This is a genomic window from Nostoc sp. FACHB-110, from assembly GCF_014697425.1.
Taxonomy (GTDB): Bacteria; Cyanobacteriota; Cyanobacteriia; order Cyanobacteriales; family Nostocaceae; genus Nostoc_B.
The window spans coordinates 250,639-274,031 of the sequence record NZ_JACJRU010000001.1 but is presented as its reverse complement, the minus strand read 5'-3'; the positions used below and the strand labels follow the sequence as shown (position 1 = coordinate 274,031).

17 protein-coding genes and 1 pseudogene are annotated in these 23,393 nt (G+C 40.2%); 13 read left to right on the top strand and 5 right to left on the bottom strand.

Annotation, left to right across the window (positions count from 1 at the left end):
* The first annotated feature begins 278 nt into the window (after positions 1-278).
* Entirely contained in the window at positions 279-5,687 is a 5,409-nt protein-coding gene (locus H6G69_RS01000; protein ID WP_190680663.1) for an ATP-binding sensor histidine kinase, read from the top strand.
* On the opposite strand, the gene H6G69_RS00995 is transcribed toward H6G69_RS01000, so the two are convergent.
* A complete protein-coding gene (locus tag H6G69_RS00995) occupies positions 5,682-6,137 on the bottom strand; it encodes a DUF2214 family protein (protein ID WP_190680661.1) in 456 nt (151 codons plus the stop codon). The genes H6G69_RS01000 and H6G69_RS00995 overlap by 6 nt on opposite strands.
* Before the next feature lie 241 nt (positions 6,138-6,378).
* Between H6G69_RS00995 and H6G69_RS00990 the strand changes: the two genes are divergently transcribed.
* Entirely contained in the window at positions 6,379-6,651 is a 273-nt protein-coding gene (locus H6G69_RS00990) for a hypothetical protein (protein WP_190680659.1), read from the top strand.
* Positions 6,652-6,694: 43 nt separating this feature from the next.
* On the opposite strand, the gene H6G69_RS00985 is transcribed toward H6G69_RS00990, so the two are convergent.
* Positions 6,695-8,773 (bottom strand): LysR family transcriptional regulator, encoded by a 2,079-nt coding sequence (locus H6G69_RS00985; RefSeq protein ID WP_190680657.1) that lies wholly within the window; start codon positions 8,771-8,773, stop codon positions 6,695-6,697.
* The gene (locus H6G69_RS00980) at positions 8,766-9,812 is read right to left on the bottom strand and encodes an LLM class flavin-dependent oxidoreductase (protein WP_190680655.1); all 1,047 of its coding nucleotides are present in this window, start codon (positions 9,810-9,812) and stop codon (positions 8,766-8,768) included. Before H6G69_RS00980 ends, H6G69_RS00985 begins: the two co-directional genes overlap by 8 nt.
* Before the next feature lie 206 nt (positions 9,813-10,018).
* Here H6G69_RS00980 and H6G69_RS00975 point away from each other — a divergent pair, with 206 nt between their 5' ends.
* The 6 genes from H6G69_RS00975 (at position 10,019) to H6G69_RS00950 (ending at position 16,457) form a co-directional block, all read left to right on the top strand.
* A complete protein-coding gene (locus tag H6G69_RS00975; protein ID WP_190680653.1) occupies positions 10,019-10,219 on the top strand; it encodes a hypothetical protein in 201 nt (66 codons plus the stop codon).
* A gap of 219 nt (positions 10,220-10,438) precedes the next feature.
* A complete protein-coding gene (gene sfnG / locus H6G69_RS00970; protein WP_190680652.1) occupies positions 10,439-11,533 on the top strand; it encodes a dimethylsulfone monooxygenase SfnG in 1,095 nt (364 codons plus the stop codon).
* 510 nt (positions 11,534-12,043) lie between these two features.
* On the top strand, positions 12,044-13,543 hold the full coding sequence (locus H6G69_RS00965; RefSeq protein WP_190680650.1) for a sodium:solute symporter: 1,500 nt from the start codon (positions 12,044-12,046) through the stop codon (positions 13,541-13,543).
* An 11-nt stretch (positions 13,544-13,554) separates the two neighbouring features.
* The gene (locus H6G69_RS00960; RefSeq protein WP_190680648.1) at positions 13,555-14,088 is read left to right on the top strand and encodes a hypothetical protein; all 534 of its coding nucleotides are present in this window, start codon (positions 13,555-13,557) and stop codon (positions 14,086-14,088) included.
* A 26-nt stretch (positions 14,089-14,114) separates the two neighbouring features.
* The gene (locus H6G69_RS00955; RefSeq protein WP_190680647.1) at positions 14,115-15,323 is read left to right on the top strand and encodes an SfnB family sulfur acquisition oxidoreductase; all 1,209 of its coding nucleotides are present in this window, start codon (positions 14,115-14,117) and stop codon (positions 15,321-15,323) included.
* Between the two features lie 96 nt (positions 15,324-15,419).
* Entirely contained in the window at positions 15,420-16,457 is a 1,038-nt protein-coding gene (locus tag H6G69_RS00950) for a hypothetical protein (protein ID WP_190680644.1), read from the top strand.
* Positions 16,458-16,712: 255 nt separating this feature from the next.
* Here H6G69_RS00950 and H6G69_RS00945 read toward each other — a convergent pair whose 3' ends face one another.
* Positions 16,713-18,257: an iron uptake porin gene (locus tag H6G69_RS00945; protein ID WP_199335648.1), complete on the bottom strand. Its 1,545-nt coding sequence runs from the start codon at positions 18,255-18,257 to the stop codon at positions 16,713-16,715.
* Positions 18,258-18,922: 665 nt separating this feature from the next.
* On the opposite strand from H6G69_RS00945, the gene H6G69_RS00940 reads away from it, so the two are divergent.
* From H6G69_RS00940 to H6G69_RS33730, 3 genes are all read left to right on the top strand, one after another.
* The gene (locus H6G69_RS00940; RefSeq protein WP_190680640.1) at positions 18,923-20,107 is read left to right on the top strand and encodes an acyl-CoA dehydrogenase family protein; all 1,185 of its coding nucleotides are present in this window, start codon (positions 18,923-18,925) and stop codon (positions 20,105-20,107) included.
* A gap of 273 nt (positions 20,108-20,380) precedes the next feature.
* Positions 20,381-21,286 (top strand): cation diffusion facilitator family transporter, encoded by a 906-nt coding sequence (locus H6G69_RS00935; protein ID WP_190680638.1) that lies wholly within the window; start codon positions 20,381-20,383, stop codon positions 21,284-21,286.
* An 18-nt stretch (positions 21,287-21,304) separates the two neighbouring features.
* Positions 21,305-21,445 carry a hypothetical protein gene (locus H6G69_RS33730; protein WP_242071957.1) on the top strand — a complete coding sequence of 47 codons (141 nt, stop codon included), beginning with the start codon at positions 21,305-21,307 and terminating at the stop codon, positions 21,443-21,445.
* A gap of 79 nt (positions 21,446-21,524) precedes the next feature.
* Here H6G69_RS33730 and H6G69_RS33725 read toward each other — a convergent pair.
* A pseudogene (locus H6G69_RS33725) lies at positions 21,525-21,719 on the bottom strand (zinc ribbon domain-containing protein); the annotation flags it as partial.
* Here H6G69_RS33725 and H6G69_RS33620 point away from each other — a divergent pair.
* Positions 21,652-21,870 carry a hypothetical protein gene (locus H6G69_RS33620; protein ID WP_206757628.1) on the top strand — a complete coding sequence of 73 codons (219 nt, stop codon included), beginning with the start codon at positions 21,652-21,654 and terminating at the stop codon, positions 21,868-21,870. The pseudogene H6G69_RS33725 and the gene H6G69_RS33620 sit on opposite strands and share 68 nt — an antisense overlap.
* 205 nt (positions 21,871-22,075) lie before the next feature.
* Positions 22,076-23,353: an ATP-binding cassette domain-containing protein gene (locus H6G69_RS00925; RefSeq protein ID WP_190680636.1), complete on the top strand. Its 1,278-nt coding sequence runs from the start codon at positions 22,076-22,078 to the stop codon at positions 23,351-23,353.
* Positions 23,354-23,393: the final 40 nt, after the last annotated feature.

Below are 23,393 nucleotides of genomic sequence, written 5' to 3'. Positions count from 1 at the left end.
TCGTGTTGAGGTGATGAATTTGTGTATTTTTACTGTGTTATTTATCACAAATGGAATGGGGAATATCTGTCAGAAGCCCCACCTTAAAAAGGCCTTTGTGTTGGAACACCGTCTTTCCCACACCCTATCCCCCTGTTCAACAATTCAACTTCAAATAATCGCCACCAACTTTTCAGCCTCAGTAGTGGCATTGTAAATTATTTTTCTCTAGTTGTGCAATATTCTTATGTGTCTGGGAATACTAAGTCTGCTGAGGTTTATATGACTATATAGTTATTATGCTGACTGTTACTGGGTATTGCTTGAAAGAAGAACTTTATCATGGTTCGAGAACAATAGTTTATCGAGCTATTCGAGAGATTGATTCATTATCAGTAGTTCTTAAACTGTTAAAAAATTCTTATCCCAGCTTTAGCGAACTAATACAATTTCGCAATCAATACACCATTGCTAAAAATCTTAATAACCCTGGAATTATCCAAACTTATAGTCTGGAACCGTTTGAAAATGCCTATATGTTGGTGATGGAAGACTTTGGCGGAATATCTTTACAAGATTATTTTGCCAACCATGATCATCAAGTATCTTTACAAGAATTTTTACAAATTGCGATCGCTCTATGCAATACCTTAGAAATACTGTACCACGATCGCATTATTCATAAAGATATTAAACCAAGCAACATATTAATTAATCCCGAAACCAAACAAATTAAATTAATTGACTTTAGTATTGCCTCTTTACTACCAAGAGAAACACAATATCTTAAAAATCCCCAAGTTTTAGAAGGAACATTAGCCTATATATCACCCGAACAAACAGGAAGAATGAATCGGGTAATTGATTACCGCACAGATTTTTATTCCCTAGGTGTAACTTTTTATGAATTACTCACAGGAAAGTTACCATTTCCATCAACAGACCCGATGGAATTAGTACATTGTCACATTGCGAAAAAACCGCCAAGCTTAGAAGGTAGGAGGCAAGAAATTCCGCCAGTAATTGCCGATATTGTGATGAAATTGATGGCGAAAAATGCCGAAGATAGATATCAAAGTGCTTCGGGATTAAAGTATGATTTAGAAAAATGCTTAGAGCAACTGGAAACAAATAAAGAAATTCAGTATTTTGCAATCGCTCAAAGAGATATTTGCGACAGATTTATTATCCCTGATAAATTATATGGACGCGAATCAGAAGTTGACGGCATATTAGCAGCATTTGATAGAGTATCTGCCGGAAAAAGCGAACTAATGTTAGTTGCAGGTATTTCTGGGATTGGTAAAACTGCGGTTATTAATGAAGTACATAAACCAATTGTTAAACAACGAGGATATTTTATTAAGGGCAAATTTGACCAGTTTAATCGCAATATTCCCTTTTCGGCATTTGTACAATCTTTCCGCGATTTAATGAGTCAATTACTCGCCGAAAATGACACACAATTAAAACAATGGAAAACTCAAATTCTGCAAGCTTTAGGTGAAGATGGGCAAGTAATTATTGAAGTTATTCCTGAATTAGCGAGAATTATTGGCGAGCAACCACCAGTAGCAGAGTTATCTGGTACTGCTGCCCAAAATCGCTTCAATTTATTATTTCAGAAATTTCTGCGCGTATTTGCTAGTTCAGAGCATCCTTTGGTGATGTTTTTGGATGATTTGCAGTGGGCTGATTTAGCTTCATTGCAACTCATGGAATTATTAATGTGTGATGCTCATTTAGGCTATTTACTATTAATTGGTGCTTATCGAGATAATGAAGTCTCAATTGCTCATCCTTTGCAGTTGACAGCCAATGCAATTAATCAAGCAGGCGCAATTATCAATACCATTACCTTGCAACCTCTGAGCCAAGAAACATGGAATCAACTTGTAGCAGATACCTTAAAATGTGCTGAGAGTGTGGCTTTATCTCTTTCTCAATTAATTTATCGCAAAACTCAAGGTAATCCTTTTTTTAGCACTCAATTTTTGAAATCATTACATCAAGATGGACTAATTGAATTTAACTGGGAACAGAGATGTTGGCAATGCGATATTTCTCAAATCAATCAGCAAACACTGATTTCTGATGTGGTGGAGTTTATGGTATTGCAATTACGCAGATTACCAGAAGCTACTCAACAGGTTTTGAAGCTGGCTGCTTGTATTGGAAATCAGTTTGATTTACAAACATTGGCGATTATTTCTGAACAATCGGAAGTAGAGGCGGCGGCTGGTTTATGGAAGGCTTTACAATCAGATTTAATTTTGCCGCAAAGTGAGATTTATAAATTTTATCAAGATAGCAGCAATGAAACGAATTTTACCTCTAGCGATCGCCCCATCGCTAATTATAAATTTCTCCACGATCGCATCCAACAAGCCGCCTATTCTCTCATCCCGGAAGCGCAAAAACAAAAAACTCATTTCCACATTGGTCAATTATTATTGCAAGGTTTATCCCAACAAGAACAACAAGAACGAATTTTTGATTTAGTCAACCAACTAAATCTGGGACAAACAACAATTGCTACCCAACAAGAGAAAAAACAATTAGCTTGCTTGAACCTACAAGCCGGACAAAAAGCCAAACTTTCAGCAGCTTATCAAGCATCTTACAGTTATTTTACGACTGGGATTGATTTACTACCGACAACCGCTTGGCAGACTGACTACCAATTAATGTACAGTTTGCACCGTTATGCTTCCGAAACAGCTTATTTGTGCAGTAATTTTGAACAAGCTGAAGTTTTGTACGGACAAGCTTTGAATTACGCCCAAACAGCCTTGGATAAAGCGGTAATTTATCGCGTGCAGATGACTCAATATCAGCTTCAAGGACGCAATGCCGAAGCGATCGCTTTGCAAAGTCAGAGCTTACAATTACTTAATTGGCAATTACCACAAGCACCAGAACTAATTCAACAAAGCCTAGACGAAGAAATTGCCATAGTCAAAAGATTTTTAGAGCAGCAGAGTGTAGCATCAATTTTGAATCTGCCTCAAATGACAGATGCGAGTATGGCAGAAATGCTGCGAATTTTACAGATTCTTTTCTACGCTGCTTGGCTGGATGGTAGACCTACCTTAGGACTGCTTGTACTTGCTAAAATGACGACTTTATCGTTGCAGTATGGTAACAGCGATATGTCTCCCTTTAGCTATGGCGGCTATGCTTTAATTGCCAATGCCGTTCTCAAAGACTTCAACACAGCTTATCAGTTTGGCAAAATGGGGGTGCAGCTGTGCGAACAGTTTGATAATGCTGATGTGCGGGGAATGACGAATTTTCTTTTTGCTGCTGATGTCCAAAGCTGGAGTCGTCCAATTAGAGAAGCAGATACATACTACGACAACGCCTATAAATATGGGATGGAAGCTGGAAACTGGCTGACTGTAGGCTTTATGATGATGCAGAGTGGTTCCGATCGCCTTACTTATGGTAAGAACCTGAGTGAATTATATGCGATCGCTCAAGCCCATGCAGACTTTCTCCGGCAAATCAAAAGTTTAGAAAACCTCGATGCTTTAACAGTTGGAGTAATTCAACCAATTCGCCAACTACTAGGCTTCACTAAAACCACCTTCAGCTTTGATGACGAAAGTTTCAGTGAAGCCGAGTTTTTAGAAAAATATCACAATAGTGCTTATCATCTGGCTTGGTTGTATTCTGTCAAAATTCGTCACGCCTATTTATTTGACCACAAAACCGCATACCCAGATTTAATTCCGCAGTTAAGCATCATTGAAAACACTATTTCCAGCCATGCCAAAGTCCCTTCTAGTGTGTTTTATGTAGCATTGATGCACCTATCACTAGCGGAAATTGCGACTGAAGAAAAAGAGCGGCAGTTGCATTTACAAGCGGTACTGCCCTTAGAAGAACGCTTAAATATATGGGCTGAAGCCTGTCCTGAAAATATTCTCCACAAGTGTCTACTCATCCAAGCAGAAAAAGCGCGCTTAAACGAACAAAAAGCCCAGGCGATCGATTTTTACGAACAAGCTATTACCCAAGCCCAAGCCCAAGCTTACGGCTATGAAGAAGGACTAGCCAACGAACTTGCAGCAAAATTCTACCTCAACTGGGGCAAACAAAAAGTAGCCGCAGGATATATGCAGGAAGCTTATTATTGTTATGCCAAATGGGGTGCAAAAGCTAAAATTGACGACTTAGAAAAACAATATCCCCAACTACTGCAACCTATTCTGTACAAGCAACAAATTACTCTCAAACCTTCAGAAACCCTCAGCTTTCATGTCACTGCTTCACCTACTCACACTTCGACTACAGGTAGCACCAATATTTCTGATGTCCTAGATTTTACCTCTGTTCTTAAAGCGGCTCAAACTATTTCTAGCAGTATTGAGTTAGATCAACTAATCACTAGTCTTACTCACATTATTCTCGAAAACTCTGGAGCCAAAAAAGTTGCATTGATACTTCCACAGTCAGATATTTGGCAAGTTAGAGCAATTACTTCAATTAATCATCAAGCCAATTCCCCAATTCAAATCCAAACTATCCTCAAGCCACAAACACTAGATATTTGTCAAACTCTGCCTCGAAAAATCATTAATTATGTCAAGAATACCCAAGAAACTGTTGCGATTGATAACTGCCAAACAGCAATTCCTGGGGTGATTGATGAATATCTACTAGAACATCAACCAAAAAGTTTATTATGTACCCCAATTCTTAACTACGGAAATTTAATCGGTATTTTCTATTTAGAAAATAACCTTACAAGTGCTGTATTTACTAATGAACGACTGCAAGTAATTAACTTACTTTCTTCTCAAGCAGCCATATCATTAGAAAATGCCATGCTTTATCAAAAATCTCAACAAGCATTACAAGATTTGCAACAGGCACAATTACAAATTGTGCAAAGTGAAAAAATGTCAGCTTTAGGTAATTTAGTTGCTGGAATAGCTCATGAAATGAATAATCCCTTGGGTTTCATTGTTGCTACACTCCAACAAGCTAAACCCACACTCAATGATATTGTAGAACACTTAAATCTCTATCGAGAAACCTTCACTAGTTCTAGCCTCGAAATCAAAAAACACGCTGCAGAAATAGACTTAGATTATAGCTTAGAAGATTTGCCTAAAATGATTGAATCGATGACAATGGCCTGCGACAGACTAAAAAATATTAGTACTAGTCTCCGCACATTTTCCCGTGCTGATAAAGATTACAAAGTTAAATTTGATTTGCACGAAGGCATAGATAGCACAATTTTAATTCTTAAGCACCGCCTCAAAGCTAATGAACACCGTCCCGCAATTGAAGTGAATACCAACTATGGGGTATTACCTTTGATTAATTGTTTCCCTGGACAATTAAATCAGGTATTCATGAATATCATTGCCAATGCCATTGATGCTATAGACGAATCAAATACAGGTAAAACTTTTGCTGAAATCCAAGCTAGCCCTAACCACATTAAAATTAACACATTGATATTAGATAAATGTGTAAAAATCTCAATTGCTGATAATGGTAAAGGGATGAGTACAGCAGTCAAAGAAAAGATTTTTGACCATTTATTTACTACTAAAGCTGTGGGTAAAGGTACAGGTTTAGGATTAGCTATAGCCAGACAAATTGTCGTCGAAAAACATGGCGGAGTGATTGAGGTAGACTCTCAGCTAGGCGAAGGGACAGAATTTGTGATTCAGCTACCGCTTTCATAATCTGCCAATTCCCCCAGCCATGATTGTTGCTAATAGGGGAATGAGAATAAAACCCGCGAGTTCAATTCTAATCAACCAACTGATCAGATTTAATTTGGCTAATTCTAGCCTGGGTGTTTCTCTATGTAATAGCCCTTTTAACCAACTAAGAAAAGAAATAGTGGGATAGAGAGACAAAAAACCTACCACAAGAAAAACGGCTACTTTGGTATAGAAAAGAGGATTATTTAAATAGTAATCTCTACCTTTACCAAAGTAGATAAAACGCAAAATACCTGTGACAAACACAACAGTTGCCGATATGCCATAAACAGCATCAGCAATCACAATTTTCCAAGCTTCACTTAAGCTCAAATCTTTTTTTAATGTGAATGACTCTAATAGCAAAGAGCCAAAACATAACATGAAGCTTAAATAATGTAAATACGCAACGATCGCACTGATCCACATATAGCAATCCTACGTGATTTCTCAACTGTAATTCCTACACGAACTGCTGTATTGATTTTTGCTAGTTTAGGGTTGTGAGATTGATTTTGAGCATCAAGCCCAAAGTAGCACTAAGCAAATAGTAAAAAAGTGACTAATCAATCAGAATTCTAGCGATCGCGCACACACAATGATGATCATACTAGCCTTGAATAGCTAGTATTTAATTTTGTGACCTTTGCTAGGAGTTTGACAGGTATCAATGAACTTAGGAATCATCGAGCCTTACAGTAGCGGCTTTTTAGAGGTATTACCAGAGGGCGAATACAGCGACTATTGGCAGATTGCAGCAATACACATCAACGGACAAGCTTTCCGCCCTACCCCTGAACTTTATCGCTCCGAAAAAGCAGCATTAACAAAAGCCGCAAAAATTTATGATTGGATAGCTGCTCACCAGCCAGAAACAGATAATGGGGTTTGCTATTGCTCCCCATTAAAACTGGTTTTATGGCAACAAACAAAAGTAGCTTAATTATTTCTCAACAGAGCTAGAGGTAAGCGAATTCTATGCCGCTTTATGAAAAATTAGTACTAGCTCTGCCATTATCTTTTGGAAATAAATCATAATTCTCATACAGAACTTTCAGATGTCGGCTAAATTGTTCTTCTAAAAAATAGCTACTGGAAAATTCACTCTTAAAAGAAACCTGATGAAAATGGTAATCTAAATTAAGCAAGTTGTAGACAAGACGCAAAAAATAATCATCTATCCAAAAATCAACATCAAAAAGTGAGATGCCGTATTTGCCTTCTAATCTGCGATTTAAAGTTTTCAATAGCCAAGACCATTGAGGTTTGAGTGTTGGGTCGATGCGATTACCAAATACAGGGTCAAAAAACTGATTTATCTGATTTTTTCTCACATTAATTACTTTACTTAATAAATCTACTGCCTGCATTTGAGATGAATTAAACCAATAATTAGCAACGAGTAAATCATGTAAGTAAGCAATCACAAGCTTAGGGTTTTCTTTAATAAACTGCGAACGGCACACAATTCCTCTAACGGATGGAATATTTAAACTAACTGCTGGCTCTAGAGATAGCTTTTTAATAAAAGCATATCCTTCTAAAATTGATGCAAAGGTGTAACAACAGACATAGGCATCTATAGTTTTATCTGCTAGACTTTTGCCAGCTTCACGAGGGTCTTCATCTATTAATCTACAATCTTTATTGACATCCATATTATAGAGGTCAAATAAAGTAATAATAAATCTATGAGCATGAGAACCAAATAAGGTAGCAATTCGTTTACCCTGCAAATCTTGAATAGTATTTATCGATGAATCTTTATGGACAACAATGTTCACATCTTGCCCTAAAAGATTATAGGAAGCAATACCAATCAATTTAGACCCAAAACTGAAATCATCAAAAAATTGGCTACCATTATTTAACAGAGAAATATCATCTAAAATACAAATATCTATTTCTCTGCGTTTCATCTGTCGGTTTATGTATTCACCAGAGGTAAATGGGAGAATTTGTAAATCAAAATCACGATGGATTTCTACATTTTTAAATATAGGTTGTTCTAGTAATGCAGATGATTTTTGCAAATCAAAAATATATTTAGTCACATATCCCGCTACAAATTGTCCGATGGAATCACTTTGAATTCCAACTCTTAAAACATTTTCTTCTTTGACATCCCCAGTAGCGATGATTATATTGACACTAGGCAAACTTTCTAGGTTGTTTCCATCAAGTCGAAAACTTCTGACCAAACTTTCAGCAGAAATTAACAATTCACTCCAGCGAGGAACGTGAAGATAAATTCCATATTCATGAATATCTTGAATAGGCAAAAATATTGCCTGATGTTTAGCTATAATATCAGCTTGACAAAAATCTGGTAAGATTGTCAGCTTTTGATTGATAGCAGCATGATTGAGTAAATCATCATAACTTTGGATAACTTGTACATTACTTAATTTATCAATCAAAAATTCATTCTTAGATAGTTCCTGATACACTTCCTCTAAAAGTACAATCTTATCGAGATAAATATCATTGAGTTTCACTAAATGCTGAGGTTTCAGATATTTATGTCTACCAAAAGAGACTAACAACATTTTATGAGTTGTTAATCTAGTACAGTGGTGTTCTTCTTTATATCCAGAACAACTGTTGAGTAACAGGTCAATTTTTAGGGGTTGAGAATTAGCAAAATATCTGCTACGCTGTACTGCGATCGCTTTGATATTTCTCCCAGGAAAACAAAGCTGAAATCTTGGCAAATTTTGTTTGAGCCAGACTTGTAAGATTAAACTAGTCGCTCCTAAAATTAAATCTTCGCCCTCAGCACTAAATGTTGCTTGAAATTCTTCTCGCAGATTTTCTACAGTTTTGACGACATTAAGTGTCTGAGCAATTAATTTCTTACCTTTATTAGTCAAACATACAGAGCCAGGAGAACGATTAAGAAGAGTTACGCCAAAATAATCCTCGGTTTGCTTAACCTTCTTGCTAATCAATCCTTGACTATACCCTAGTTTTTGCGCTGCTTTAGAAAAGCTACCACATTCATCTACTGCTTTGAGAATTTTGAGGTGATTGAGGGTAATATCTTCAAGTTTACTCTTATTCATAAATAGCTTTCATCTGTGTATATTCAGAAATAACTAATTGATGGAAGCGAATAGTATCTGACAACATAGATTCAAACTTGAGGATGATTAAATCAACTCCGATAGCTTCGTATTCTCGTAGGCGTTGGATAATAGTAGCGCGATCGCCTACTAGTTGCGCTGATAAACCCAGATTCGCTTCAATGGTTTGGCTGATATCAAGTTTGTTATGAGCAACGACGTTGGGATCGATTTGCGCTTGAAAATACTTAATTTGCTCCCAATCTGCCGCACGATAAATAGCTTCTAATCTGGCTTCCGCTTCCGCCGCATTTTCCCGAACGATCGCAAAAGCACTCATAGCTACTTTAATTTGACGTTGATAGCGATCGCTAGCCAATCGTTTCACTTTCTCTACCAATGCTGCAGTTTTTTCTGGCGCATCCGCATTGATAAATAAATAATCTCCTTGACTAGCTGCTAAATTAATTGCCCGCTCTGATTCTCCCGCGATGAAAATTGGCGGTGTTGGTGTTGGTTTATCTGTGAGAATACCATTCTGAATAGTGTAATATTTGCCTTGATAATTAAAGTCATCAACTGTCCATAACCCCTTGATCACATCAATGTATTCCGCTAACCTGGCATATCGCTCGCTGTGGGGTAGCCAAATATCTCCATAACTTTCTACTTCTAATTTCCACCAACCTGCAATTCCACTCAACGCAAATCTGCCATTACTCAATCGATTTTGGATATTTGCACTCAATTTGGCAATCACAGCTGGCAGTTTAAAACCAGGCTGTATCGCTGCTACAATCTTAATCTTCTTCGTGTTTAAACTAGCTAAAGCTGCTGTAATCCAAGCGTCAGCCACATCATAGCTAGGCCCGTGAACCGCATTTAAATAATGTTCCGGGATGTAATAAAACTCATAACCTAACTCGTCTGCTGCAACTGCCAACTTTACCAAATCTTGGGGAGATAAATTTGCTTCATGGTCAACTGTTCGCAACCATCCCCCACAGACAGGAGACCAAATTCCAAACTGAAGTGGCATAAAATCTGTTCCAGTACATTTTGCTAGGAAACCTCAGACAAATACGGTAAATGCGTGTAATTACCGTATTTTATTATTTCACACTACCACATTTATGCTAGAAGGCAGACGGACAAGTCTAACTATTCCTAGCATTTAAGCTTTCAAATTAAATAGTGCTAAGTGAACGGCAAACTCATTATATATAAGGCTTTTGGGTGCAAAGTGTGGCTCGTGTGGGTGTATTGAAATACAAGTTTTCTTCATTTTTCCCTACACCCTACACCCTGCTGGGAAAACTACTACCACGCGATCGTTCTCTTGGCAGGCTGCTAGTAACAGTTAGCGGTATTCCATTTTGGAATACAGAAAAGAGATTTACGTATATCGAGTCACAACATCTGAGCAAATGTCGTGGTAAAGTCTGATTTATCCAAAAAACACGGTAATTTAGTCGGATTATAGTATAATCTCAGCACAAAGTCTGAAAATCCCTATCTGAAAAACCAGAGAATAGTTTCTAGCCGCGCTTAAATCTTAATTCTGATGAGGATTTTGCCGTACGCGGGGCTACATTGTTGGTGATTGATTTTCATTACCAACCATCAGACAAATAACTAAAAATTCTCCATTACGCACACACAATTATGGCTGATATTAAGTTTGCATACTGGATTCCCAACGTTAGTGGTGGGTTAGTAGTTAGTAAAATCCCCCAACGCACCAACTGGACTTATGATTACAACGCTCAACTAGCGCAAACAGCCGAAGAAGTTGGGTTTGAATATGCTCTAGCTCAAGCTCGATTTATTGCTAGCTATGGTGCTGAGTACCAACTTGAAGCATTTACAACAGTGTCTGCCTTAGCTCCAGTCACCAAAAAGTTAAAATTAATTGCCGCAGTTCATCCTGGATTGTGGCATCCAGGAGTAGTGGCCAAAATCGGTTCTAGTATTGATTTTCTTTCCAACGGCCGGTTTGCTTTGAATATAGTTAGTGGCTGGTTCAAAGATGAATTCACTATTTATGGTGAACCTTGGTTAGATCATGATGAACGCTATCGGCGTTCGGAAGAATTTATCCGTGTTCTCAAAGGTTTGTGGACAGAAGACGAGTTCCATTTTAAAGGCGACTTTTATCGCATTAATGGTGGTTGGGTGAAGCCTAGACCAATTACTCAACCACATCCAGAAATCTTCCAAGGTGGTAACTCTAAAGCCGCCCGACGTATGGCTGGGCGCGTATCTGATTGGTATTTTATGAATGGCAATACTATAGAAGGTGTGCGCGAACAGATTGCAGAGGTGTCTGCATTAGCGCGTGAAGCAGGACGCACCATCAAGTTTGGTTTGAATGCCTTCATCATCGTCCGGGATACAGAAGCCGAAGCCCATGAAGTATTGCGCGAAATCATTGCTCAAGCGGATGTAGAAGCAGTTAAAGGATTTGGCGAAGCTGTGAAACAAGCAGGAGCCTCAACCCGTGAACGTCAGGGAATGTGGGCAAATTCCAATTTTGAAGACTTAGTACAGTATAACGACGGCTTCCGTTCCGGCTTGATTGGTACACCAGAGCAGGTGGCTGAGAAGATTCGCCAATTTTATGAAGCGGGAGTTGATTTAATTCTTGGCGGTTTCTTACACTATTCAGATGATTTACCTGCATTTGGTCGGACAGTAATTCCGCTTGTGCGCGAAATCAAAGCACATCGTCGGACTGCTGAAGACTTAGTTCAAGTCTAGATTGAGCGCACAATATTGGACAGCAGCGATTTTTGTAGATTAGGGCTGATAATTAATCTTCAATATCTAGGTTTTGCCAACACCGAGACTTAGACTTGATTAGGACTTACGCAAAATATCTCTCAAACTCTCATTTCTCCGTGAACTCTGCGCCTCTGTGGTTCGATTTTCCGTAGCTTGTGCGTAAGTCCTGTTGATAAAATTTCTGGCTAGAGTTTCAGTGGGCGTTGCTGACATAATTTGGATGATTGAGGCCCAGACGTGGATTATGCAACGCCCAAATTCTTAAATCATCCCGCAATCATACAACGCATTTGAGAGAGTCATACTGTTTGTCAAAGCCTTGACTTGAGATTGTATCTCTGCATCTGAAATTAATCTACAAAAATCGCTTCGCCTCATTCAAGTGATTACTTAATCAGCTAGAAGCATCTCTGCATCACTCTGTGAATCAGAGCTAAATAATTCATTCTCTCACCACTAGCAAGACAATTCAGAGGAGAGAAAATAATGCTAGGGATTACCCTAACAGCCAGTGCATCTTTGGGACAGACAGAAGGCATTATCACATTAATTGTAATGGGATTGGTCATGTTAACTGTCTCCTACTATGCCAAGTGGAAACTTGTACGAAATACCCATGATTTTGTGATTGCCGGGCGCAAATTGGGTTTGGGGTTTGGAATTGCCGGGTTGCTTTCCGTCTGGACATGGGTAATTGGTATCTTATTACCCATTGGCGTAACGTATAAATACGGTTTATCAGGACTGTGGTGGTTTACAGTCCCCAATGGTTTATCTGTTGTTGCCGTCATTCCCTTTGCCAAAAAACTCAGACGGCTAATGCCTCATGGCTACACCATTAGTGAATTTGTCTCCGTGCGTTATGGCGGTGCTAAGTTAGCTCGGATTGTGGTAGTTGCAGGTATCCTATTTGGTGCTGTGCAAATTGTGACAGTGAACTTAAAAGGCGCGTCACTGATGGTAGCCACCATTTTTGGGATAAACCAGGGAGTTGTGGCCGCGATCGCCTCCGTTGTCATTCTCGGCTACATTATGTTAGGTGGACTTTGGGCTTCGATGTCAACTTCCACACTCATGTGTTTGCTGATTATGCTGCCCTCTGTATTAGTCACTGCGGCTGTAGTCGGGCAAGTTGGCGGGCTAGAAGCTATTTGGCAAGCGGTAGAAAGTCATGGGAATAATTTACTTTCTGTAACTCGACCTGATGCTTTTCAGAGTTTTGGCTTAACATTCTGCTTGGCACTTATTACAGCCACAATTGCTGGTCAAGAATTCTGGCAAGTAGCTTGGGGTATTCGGGAAAAAGAACTAGGTCGGACTTTTTTCTGGGGAGGCGCACTCTACTATCCAGTGGCTCTGTGTTTAGGTGTCATTGGGTTAGTCGGAATCACCTTAAATGTAGACTTAGCCAAAGATTTAGGTGGTGATCCCGCAGCTTTAGGGCCGTTTCTCGTCTCTCATCTAGGACTACCAAGCTGGGTAATTTATTTGTTTGTAATTATTGTGCTGTCTGCTTGCTATTCCACTTGTGATGGCACACTAGCGGCGGTCAGTTCTGTTTCGGCTGTAGACGTAATTAAGCCCTTATTTCCCAATATATCAGAGCGATCGCTCTTTACCTGGACTCGCATCTCTATGGTCATCGCTGCCTTGATTTCCATATCAGTTATCCTATCCGGCATCGATTTAGTGACCTTAGTTTTAGGAACTTCTGTGATTCGCGCCGCCGTCCTTGTCCCTTTGATACTTTCAATTATTTGGACAAAGATGAATGCAACAGCATTTACCGCCGGGACAATTAGCGGATTAATTGCTGGAATCATCACCCTCGTCACTTTAGGAGAAGAGATTAGTACATACACCGTAGTTGTAGTCAGTACAATAGTTCCGATTATTATTGCTGCCACAAATTCAGAACGTTTTGATTACAGCAAGCTCAAACAAGCTCATGATTTATCAGAAGTTGCTGAATCAAATGTTAGGTAATGGTTAACATCATGGACAATCTCTTCAAAACTTCAAATGTGAGGTTTCATAGCACTACAAAGCGGCTGGGCTTTTTCTTCTTGGGGACATTTTTTACAGTTGTGTATGCACAGCTATGTCATGCCCAAAACTCTACTGTTTCTTCTACCGCTACCACTAATAGCCCTTACTCTTGGGAAACAATTTTTACCGCAGTGTTTGGTGCAATTATCACAGTCTTTTATCTGCGAGGAATGTATCTTGTTTTGACCTATGCGTCTAAAACCTATGGATTAGATGATGAAGACATCGACGAAGACGATGAAACAGAATCCAGAAAGAACAAGATATTAGCTTTTGGTGCATTTTTATTAGTTGTGATTTCTGCATTGATTATTGCCAGTTACGGTTTTGGTTGGCGATTCTTATACCTTGGGCCAATTATTTGCTTACTCGGCCCGATAGTGCCGATTGTGGCGATGGAATTCGATCTCAAACGCTACCAAAAAGTTTTGGAATCTCAGACTACCCAACGGCAATTTCAGAGTAAACAAGTCCGGTTTTGAATCTATATCTAGAAAGGAGTTTAACGATGACTTCAATTATTGATACCGAACAAAAAGCGCACATTATTCAGAATGACCAAGAAGCGATCGCGATCGCTCATGAATTAGCTACTGAGTTTGCTAAAGGTGATTCAGAACGCGATCAAACTCGGCGTTTACCTGCCGAAGAGGTGCAGAAGTTCTCTCAAAGTGGATTGTGGGGAATTACAGTACCGAAAGAATACGGTGGTGCTTTTGTCTCTACTGCTACTTTAGCAGAGGTAATCAAAATTATCTCCGAAGCTGACTCTAGCCTGGGGCAAATTCCCCAAAACCACCTCTATATGGTGGAAGCGATTCGTTTGGATGGTACACATCAACAAAAGCAGTTCTTCTTTGATTTAGTTCTCCAAGGTAAGCGATTCGGTAACGCCTTCTCGGAAATTGGGACAAAATCAGTAACTGATATCCAAACCAAATTGCAGCCAGATGGCTCTGACTATGTACTCAACGGCCGCAAATACTATTCGGCAGGTGCATTATTAGCCCATTGGGTTCCTGTCATCGCCAGTAATCCAGACGGTAAAACAGTCGTCGCATTTGTAGAACGAGACGCTGAAGGACTTACCCTGCTTGATGATTGGACTAGCTTCGGACAGCGTACCACGGCTAGCGGTACGACCATCATTGAAAATGTCAAAGTCAAAGCAGAACACGTCATTCCCCATTATTTAGCATTTGAGCGCGCTACACCAATGGGTGCGATCGCCCAAATCATTCAAGCTGCTGTCGATGTGGGTATTGCTAAAGCCGCAGTTCGTGACACCATTTACTTTGTCCGCAATCATACCCGTCCTTGGGTTGATAGCAATTTAGAAAAAGGCTACGAAGACCCCCTCACCCTCTATAACTTAGGTAACGTCCAAATTCAGGTTCACGCTGCGGAAGCCTTGCTGCGACGCGCAGGTGAATTTATCGACATCGCCAACGAATCAGGTTTAGAAGAACCCAAAGTAGTAGAAGCATCAATCGCGGTTGCAGAAGCCAAAGCCCTAGCCACCGAAGCCTCATTACTTGCTACCAACAAGTTATTTGAATTAGCCGGTACTAAATCCACCTTGGAGGAATTCAACTACAATCGCCACTGGCGTAATGCCAGAGCGCATACACTCCATGACCCCGTGCGTTGGAAGTATTACGCCGTTGGTAACTACTTCCTCAATGGTGTCTATCCTCCCCGCCATCCTTGGTTGTAATAGTTACTCTGCATTCTCCACCAGGGTAAAGCAAAAAGAGGTTTGACTCGAATGCTTTGCCCTTGAACAATCTAACAATGATGAGAAGTTAACACTATGAGCTTTGCACATCCCCAGCAAAAGCGCAGCATTTGGAAAAGCCAACCATTTAAGGGACTGTTGTTTATTCCTGTAATTGCTGTTATTAGCTACATTTTTGAACTCATCTTTGGTCAAATTCTTCAGATGCCTGTAGGGACTAAATTGACTTACATTACTATCTGTTTTGTCTGGTGGTGGCATCTCGGTTTTTCCCTCAATGGCTATCCAGGCTCTCGTTTTTCTTCCACAAGATTCGGACGCGGAACGGTGAATTTATTAGTGCTAGTAGCACTAGTTTATTTAACTGGAGAAGTGTGGAAATTTATCTTTGCCAAAGCTAGTCTCACTGACACATCTGTAGGTTTGTGGGGACAAACAGCAATCATTACTGCGGCTCTTAGTTTGTTCTTCTTTGACAACACTCTTGTCACTACAAAAGAAGTACGGGATTGGCATCCAATTAGCGGATTTATCAATATCTTTTTTGCTGTCTTCTTTATTGCTCCTGCTCTTACCTTTCTGCCCCAAATTTGGGGACTTTCACCCTTTTACTTTCCTTGGTATTGGTATCCTTGTTCAACAGTATTTGGTAGTTTCTTTGAACGCTGGCCGTTGAATAAACTAGAACTAGGAATGCCCCGTTTAGGGTTACTACATACAGGTGTTGTTTTGTTTCTCACTTTAATTACTGCGTTGTTTCTCAAACAGCTAGGAATGGATTTGTTAACAACCACCACAGGCCCAACTTTTGCTGCAATTTGGACAACAGTTGGGTTAGGCTTGCTGTGGCAATTTAATATGTGGCCATTCACGGAATTATCACAGCCCACAAAAGGCATAGTTACTACTATTACTAGTTTGATAGTTTCGGTTTTGTTGTATTGGGTAACAGTATCTCTGGTAGGTCAAGAAAATATTATCCAAGGGCTGTACTGGTGGTTTAATATTCTTTGGGTTCAAGTATTCTTAATGGCCCCAGGATTGTACGACGGTTTAGGACTATGGCAAGATACGGCAACTCTAGTTAAAGAACAACAGCCACTGAGTTTATAGCGTTTCCTAGTCTGCTGAAGTACAAATCTCTGCGTACCTCTGCGCTTAACTCTGCGACCCTCTGCGTTTCAAAATATTACCTGTACCTCACTTAACTGGGAATCGCTATAAATCACGAAGGTCGTTAATTTTGGTGTACGCAGTTCATGACGGCTACTTACTCTCTCTTTTCTGTTAACAGTTAGAGAGTTTTTGGCATAGCTAATTTCCATTTTTGAACAGCAACGCCACAATTTGTAACGTTGCTGAAACTATCTAAAAGGTGAAGGTGGTTCTGACAGTACCAATTACTGCATCTTGATTATCATTGTTTTGACCAGGGGCTGTAATCCAAATCACGCCCGGAGTAATGGCAATGTTATCTGTCAGCCGATATTTGTAAAAACCTTCAATATGCAAGGATAAATCATCAGCAGGTGCAGGATTTCCACCCCGATAAGGTTCTGCACCTACAACAATGCCACCAAGATTGCCTTGTTTGCCTAAATCTGGGAATGCCAAGCCTAAAGCATAGTACCAAATATCTGCACTACCACTACCTACAAGATTTTTGGCGTTAGTGTAGCCAAAGAAACCATTCACAGCAAATCGCGGACTCAATCTATAAAAAGCTTGTACTCCGTAGGAATTAGTAATCATTCGTTCAAATGGAGTGTTAGCTTGTTGAGTTCCGACGAGTGTAAAACCACTACCCAAGTCAAATATTGCTCCTCGGTTTTGATAGGCATTGACGTAGGTAAAAGCAATCCCAGAGTTATTGTTGGGGTTCCAAGCTAATTGTCCAAATGCACTATATTGACCATTCAAAAAACCACTGTCTGCTTGAGGACTGGCATGATCTCCGGCTAAGTAACCCAAACTCAAAGTTAATTTGTCACTGAACCGATAATTGAAGCCTCCACCTGCACCACCACCAATCCGATAAATCGGACTAGAGGAAGCAAATTCTGTTAATGCACGACTGCCTCCGGTGGCACTATCAAGATCAGGACTCATTGTTGGTACAAAATCAAAGAAGACTCCGTTAACTACTCCGATATAAGCCTCTATGTTGTCGCCAACAGGAAAGTAATAAGCTAGCCAATCAAGTGCCGCATTGTTATTACCGGGAGAAAGATTAAAAGTTTGCAGTCCTTCGGCTGTACCATCTGGCAACCTCAAAGTATTAGCATTTCCCCCTGTGAAACGAACATTCAAACTGTCTCTACCTGTGAAACTACTTTTGAATACCAAGCGGACTCTATCTTGAAAAACTGGGTTACTACCATTCACCGAACCACTAAAGGCATCTGTCACGGCAAATATAGCTTCTCCAACTAACTTAGTTGTTGTGGAAAATTGATTAGCTTCTAGTTCAGCAGTTCTCGCTTCTAAACTATCAACGCGACCTCGTAAAGTTGCTAACTCAGAGGCGAATTCTTCTTGTAGTCGTTGAATAGTTGCTAAGTCTTCTTTGCTAACTAAGTCAGATGTGGCTGTGGCAATTAATTCGTTAACTCTAGATAGACAAGCATTTAAGCCAGCTGCAAATTCGTAACGAGTAATGGCACGGTTTCCGCGATAAGTACTATCTAGATAGCCTGCAATACATCCATAACGTTCCACTAAAGACTGTAGTGCGCCAAATGCCCAGTCTGTTGGTTGAACATCTGAAAATTGCGATACAGATGTTATCTGGGACATATGATCAATTTCGCTTACTTTTCCCAGGTCTTGAGCGTATACTGATTTGCTGGCTAACAAAGTCGCACTGAAAATTACTGCTTGTATGCCTAAATTGTGAAATGAACCTTTGAACATTCCAATTACTCCTGATATTTTTGATGGTAAAAACTTATCGAAAGTCATCAGACATTGAGCAATTATTCAAGCTATAGCAAAGTGCTGAGTTATGAGTGCTGAGATTCTCAGGAGTTTCAGCAATCAACATAGTCTTAATCTATGCTTCTGCTTCTTGTTGCATAGTGACTTTCACACCCAAAAATTTTCACTAATATCGCTAAACTACCAGCTACATAAGTGAATTTTTCGGTTTTATCTGCATACTTCAAGATAAAATGTCATTTTTCACACAAATAATATCCTGATAATAGCTGCGCTATCTGCTGTGATAATATCTATGATTCTGTAAACAAAAATGACAATTTTACAGAATTATCTGAATTTATGCTTTAAAAATACTATATCTCCATCAATTTAAAGCAGATTATAGTATTTAAATTAAAAATATCGCATAGATAGTTAATAAAAACAAGTATATTTTGCCAGGAAATATCTATTTATTCGTGACGTATTAGCAATCTATAATTTTAGGCAAAAATTTAATTTTTAACTTGATTTATGAGTTTGGATATGTAAAAATAAAAATATTACAGTAATCTGGTCAAAATACTGTAGATTAAAGTTTTTCTAGCGAAATTTATAGTTGCTCCTGGTAAGAGGGTGAAGAGGAGAAGTGGTAATTTATGCAATTGATTGACACGAAAGAGTCGCAAAACTATTTAGATATAGCTAAATCTTTAGCAGAAGAATTTGCCAAAACTGCGGTGGAGAGGGACGCAAAAGGAGGAACGCCAAAACACGAACGCCATCGCGTTCGTGAAACCAACTTACTGAAATTAATCGTCCCCGAAGAATACGGCGGCTTAGGCCAAAGCTGGATTACTGTTTTGCAAATTACTCGTGAGTTTGCCAAAGTTGATAGTTCAATTGCCCATGTCTTTTCTTACCATCATTTAGGTGTTGTAGTTCCGCATATTTTTGGTTCGGCAGAGCAGAAACAACGCTATTATACAGAAACGATTCGTAACAATTGGTTTTGGTGCAACGCCCTTAACCCCTTAGATAAAAGAAATATTCTGACCCCAGAAAACAATTATTTTCGACTCAACGGGGTTAAAAGTTTTTGTTCAGGTTCCCATGATTCCGACATATTACCCATCACTGCCATTGACCAAGCAACGGGTGAATTAATGATTCTGGTAATTCCGACCCAACGGTTAGGCGTGAGTGTGAATCATGATTGGAATAATATGGGACAACGCCAAACAGATAGTGGTAGCGTCACTTTTGATAATGTATTGGTTTACCCAGAAGAAATTCTGGGTGTGAGAAATAAACCAACTCAACCTTTCACTAGTATTCGTGCCTGTCTAACGCAATTGAATTTGGCTAATATTTACTTGGGAATCGCCGAGGGAGCATTTGCAGCCGCTAAAACATATACTCGCACGAAGACAAAACCTTGGCTAACATCAGGTGTAGAAAGTGCAAATCACGATCCTTACATTCTGGAAGACTATGGCAAAATGTGGGTCGATTTGCAAGCGGCTAAAGGCTTAGTTAACGAGGCGGGAGAGTTACTACAAGCGACTTGGGAACAAGAATGGTCGCTAACAGCAGAACAACGGGGAGAATGCGCCCTCTTAATTGCTAGTGCTAAAGCTTTGACGACTAAAGTCGGTTTAGAAATTACAAATCGCATCTTTGAAGTGATGGGGGCACGTTCCACTAGTGCAGAATATGGTTTTGACCGTTATTGGCGCAATCTGCGGACATTCACTCTCCACGATCCAGTGGCTTATAAAATTCGAGATATCGGAAACTGGGTACTAAATGATGAACTGCCAAAACCCAATTTTTATTCATAGGTTTTCAAGTCAAAGCAGTACCAACATAGAAAAATGCCCTCACCAGAAGGCAAAGGGCTATGCTACGCGCTTAGGAAAGGAGAACGCTGACGATAGGATTTAAATTTTAGATTTATCACTGCTTTTATACACTCTATAATATATCGGAATACCGGAGATTGCAATCTATCGCCAACAAGTTTGGTAAGTTAAAAAAATATAAAAATCTTGAGATAGATCAAGGAAAGGGCTACATTTGCTACTGTGTCATAGAATTGCACTTGAGTAGTGATAATGAGTAGCCGAACAGCCCGGTCTTATGCTTATCTATCGATCGCCGCCGCAGTGATCACTATTGCTTTAAAGTTCGGAGCTTACTTACTAACTAGTTCGGTAGGGTTACTCTCTGATGCTATTGAATCTTGTGTCAACCTGGTGGCGGCACTTGTGGCATTGTGGGCATTGACTTATGCGGCTAAACCAGCAGATGCCGAACATACTTTTGGGCATTCTAAAGCCGAGTATTTTTCGAGTGGGGCCGAAGGAGCGTTAATTTTAGTAGCCGCTATCAGCATTGCCGTAGAAGCCTGGGGAAGGTTGTTACATCCAGAGCCATTAACTCAATTGGGTTTAGGGTTGGGTTTGTCTTTGTTAGCCACAGCCGTCAATGGTGGGGTAGCCTTTGTCTTGCTGCGAGCAGGTAGACGCTTACGTTCGATTACTTTGCGCGCAGATGCTCACCACCTATTAACCGATGTTTGGACTTCCGGTGGTGTCATCTTAGGAATTATTCTGGTCAAGCTTAGTAGTTGGTTAGTACTTGACCCAATTATTGCTTTATTGGTAGCCATCAATATTGTTTGGGCCGGATTTCGTTTACTGCGAGAAACTTTTTCTGGACTGCTAGACGCAACTTTACCAAAAGAAGAACTAGAAATCATTCACCAGATTCTCAACCAATACGAACAACAAGGTATTCAGTTTCATGCAATGCGTTCTCGGTTAGCCGGAACACGTCGCTTTATTTCGTTTCATGTTTTAGTTCCCGGCTTTTGGACAGTGCAGCAAGGACATAATTTATGTGAAGAGATTGAGTTAAAGATGATCCAAGCACTGCCAGGAAGTAGCCTCATAACTCATCTAGAACCTGTAGAAGACCCGGCATCTTGGAATGATATGGAATTGGAGCGTCCAACGTAATCGGTAGCCAGAAAATGTATGATGGTCGGTGAACTACCCACACTTCTGCGACTCCGAAGTGTGGGCTTCTGGTTTCATCGACAACAGCCTTTCCACCTTGCGGCTTATTGGTCTTACGTCGCCTCGACTCAGCAAGAACGGGGTTCCCTCCGCCCATAGATAATATCCGTATGCCTTCTGCTCTGATATTCTTACTTGCGTTCGCATCCCTATCATGATGATTTTTACAAGCAGGGCAATCCCACTCTCTGATATCCAGAGGCAATTCATCAACGATGTGTCCACAACAAGAGCAGGTTTTGGAACTGGGAAAGAATCTTCCTATTTCTACAAGTTGACCATCTTTAGCTTTTAACTTGTAATCAATGAAATTAACAAACATTCCCCATCCAACATCGGATATTGATTTAGATAGCTTGCGATTCCGTACCATTCCCTTAACGTTTAGGTTTTCCACAACGATAATTTGGCTTTCATTTTCAACCTTGAAACAATACATCGAATCACAAGACCGACCAGAAAATGGTGATTCCGACGCTCCTTCTCTGCGAGACGCTGCGCGAACGTCGCTACCGCTTCGCTAACATCGACCCCCTGCCCTGTCAAGGAATAGCGGATTGAATTGGTTGTGGGTCAATTCGTCATCACCCCGACATTCATCCCACACTGCCTTCGGTCAGATGTGGGGCTTCTGTCGGTTTTAGCTAAAATATCCTTTGTTATCTGTCATTTGTTTTCATCTAATGACTAATGACTATAACTAATGACTAATGACTATAACTAAAACTCGTGGCGCAAGTAATTTTAGAAAACGTTTATAAAAGTTTCCCCCCACGTAAAGGGGAAAGTAATACAACACAAGAGCGTGCAGAAAATATTAATGTCTTACGGCGGATTAACCTGACAATTGCCGATGGTGAGTTTATGGTGCTGGTGGGGCCTTCTGGCTGTGGTAAAAGCACCTTAATGCGGTTGATTGCTGGCTTAGAATCACTGACTGGTGGGAATATTTTAGTAGGCGATCGCTTGATTAATGACCTACCACCAAAGGAACGGGACATTGCGATGGTGTTCCAAAATTACGCGCTTTACCCGCACATGACGGTGTATGACAACATTGCTTTTGGCTTACGTCGGCGGGAATTGGGGAGTAGGGCAAATCGGCAATCTCAACTGCCAACTGCCAACTCCCGACTCCCTAATTGGTCGGAGAATGTTTTGGTGGGAGTGACGCGAAAGTTGCCAAAAGGATTGCGTTACGTTTCTGCAAAGGAAAAAATGGTCGATGAACGGGTGCGAGCGGTGGCGCAATTATTACAAATTGAAATGCTGCTAAATCGCTTACCCAAACAACTATCGGGAGGACAAAGACAACGGGTCGCCTTAGGCAGAGCGATCGCGCGCAATCCTCAAGTATTTTTAATGGATGAGCCACTGTCTAATTTAGATGCCAAACTCCGGGCAGAAACTCGCGCTCAAATTGTGAAACTGCAACGCCAGTTAGGTACAACCACCATTTACGTTACCCATGACCAAACCGAAGCAATGACAATGGGCGATCGCATTGCCATTATGAATCAAGGTCAAATTCAGCAAGTGGCTTCTCCCTTAGAACTCTACAACAGTCCAACCAACCGTTTTGTCGCTGAATTCATTGGCTCCCCACCCATGAATTTTATTTCTGTGGAGTTTAACGCCCCATTGTTAATTACCCATCCTTTGTTTCGGTTCACCTTGCCAGAGATTTGGGCAAAAGCTTTGCAAAAATACAATAAACAGAAGTTAATCTTAGGTATTCGCCCAGAACACCTGAGCTTGAGCTTACCCGCAACCAAAAATTTACCTGTGCAAGTGGACTTGGTAGAAAACTTAGGCAACGATGCTTTTATCAGCGTTAAACTTGCTGAACCTAACTCTTCCCCCACTGCTACTACTTCTGATTGGCAAGTTCGCATCCCCACAGAACGCCAGGTGAGCATCGGCGAACAATTGTGGTTATCCTTAACACCTGACAAATTACACTTTTTCGACCCTGATACAGAATTAGCGATATTTCCTGAACAGTAGTTATATAAAAAGATTGGGTGTAAGGGTGTAGGGTTTAGGG

Excerpts from the sequence above, each read along its gene's own strand:
- H6G69_RS00985 (WP_190680657.1), bottom strand. The coding sequence starts at position 8,773 with ATGAATAAGAGTAAACTTGAAGATATTACCCTCAATCACCTCAAAATT.
- H6G69_RS00960 (WP_190680648.1), top strand. The coding sequence starts at position 13,555 with ATGGACAATCTCTTCAAAACTTCAAATGTGAGGTTTCATAGCACTACA.
- H6G69_RS33620 (WP_206757628.1), top strand. The coding sequence starts at position 21,652 with ATGAAATTAACAAACATTCCCCATCCAACATCGGATATTGATTTAGAT.
- H6G69_RS00950 (WP_190680644.1), top strand. The coding sequence starts at position 15,420 with ATGAGCTTTGCACATCCCCAGCAAAAGCGCAGCATTTGGAAAAGCCAA.
- H6G69_RS00945 (WP_199335648.1), bottom strand. The coding sequence starts at position 18,257 with ATGTTCAAAGGTTCATTTCACAATTTAGGCATACAAGCAGTAATTTTC.
- H6G69_RS00965 (WP_190680650.1), top strand. The coding sequence starts at position 12,044 with ATGCTAGGGATTACCCTAACAGCCAGTGCATCTTTGGGACAGACAGAA.
- H6G69_RS01000 (WP_190680663.1), top strand. The coding sequence starts at position 279 with ATGCTGACTGTTACTGGGTATTGCTTGAAAGAAGAACTTTATCATGGT.
- H6G69_RS33730 (WP_242071957.1), top strand. The coding sequence starts at position 21,305 with ATGATGGTCGGTGAACTACCCACACTTCTGCGACTCCGAAGTGTGGGC.
- H6G69_RS00980 (WP_190680655.1), bottom strand. The coding sequence starts at position 9,812 with ATGCCACTTCAGTTTGGAATTTGGTCTCCTGTCTGTGGGGGATGGTTG.
- H6G69_RS00955 (WP_190680647.1), top strand. The coding sequence starts at position 14,115 with ATGACTTCAATTATTGATACCGAACAAAAAGCGCACATTATTCAGAAT.
- H6G69_RS00940 (WP_190680640.1), top strand. The coding sequence starts at position 18,923 with ATGCAATTGATTGACACGAAAGAGTCGCAAAACTATTTAGATATAGCT.
- sfnG (WP_190680652.1), top strand. The coding sequence starts at position 10,439 with ATGGCTGATATTAAGTTTGCATACTGGATTCCCAACGTTAGTGGTGGG.
- H6G69_RS00935 (WP_190680638.1), top strand. The coding sequence starts at position 20,381 with ATGAGTAGCCGAACAGCCCGGTCTTATGCTTATCTATCGATCGCCGCC.
- H6G69_RS00995 (WP_190680661.1), bottom strand. The coding sequence starts at position 6,137 with ATGTGGATCAGTGCGATCGTTGCGTATTTACATTATTTAAGCTTCATG.
- H6G69_RS00990 (WP_190680659.1), top strand. The coding sequence starts at position 6,379 with ATGAACTTAGGAATCATCGAGCCTTACAGTAGCGGCTTTTTAGAGGTA.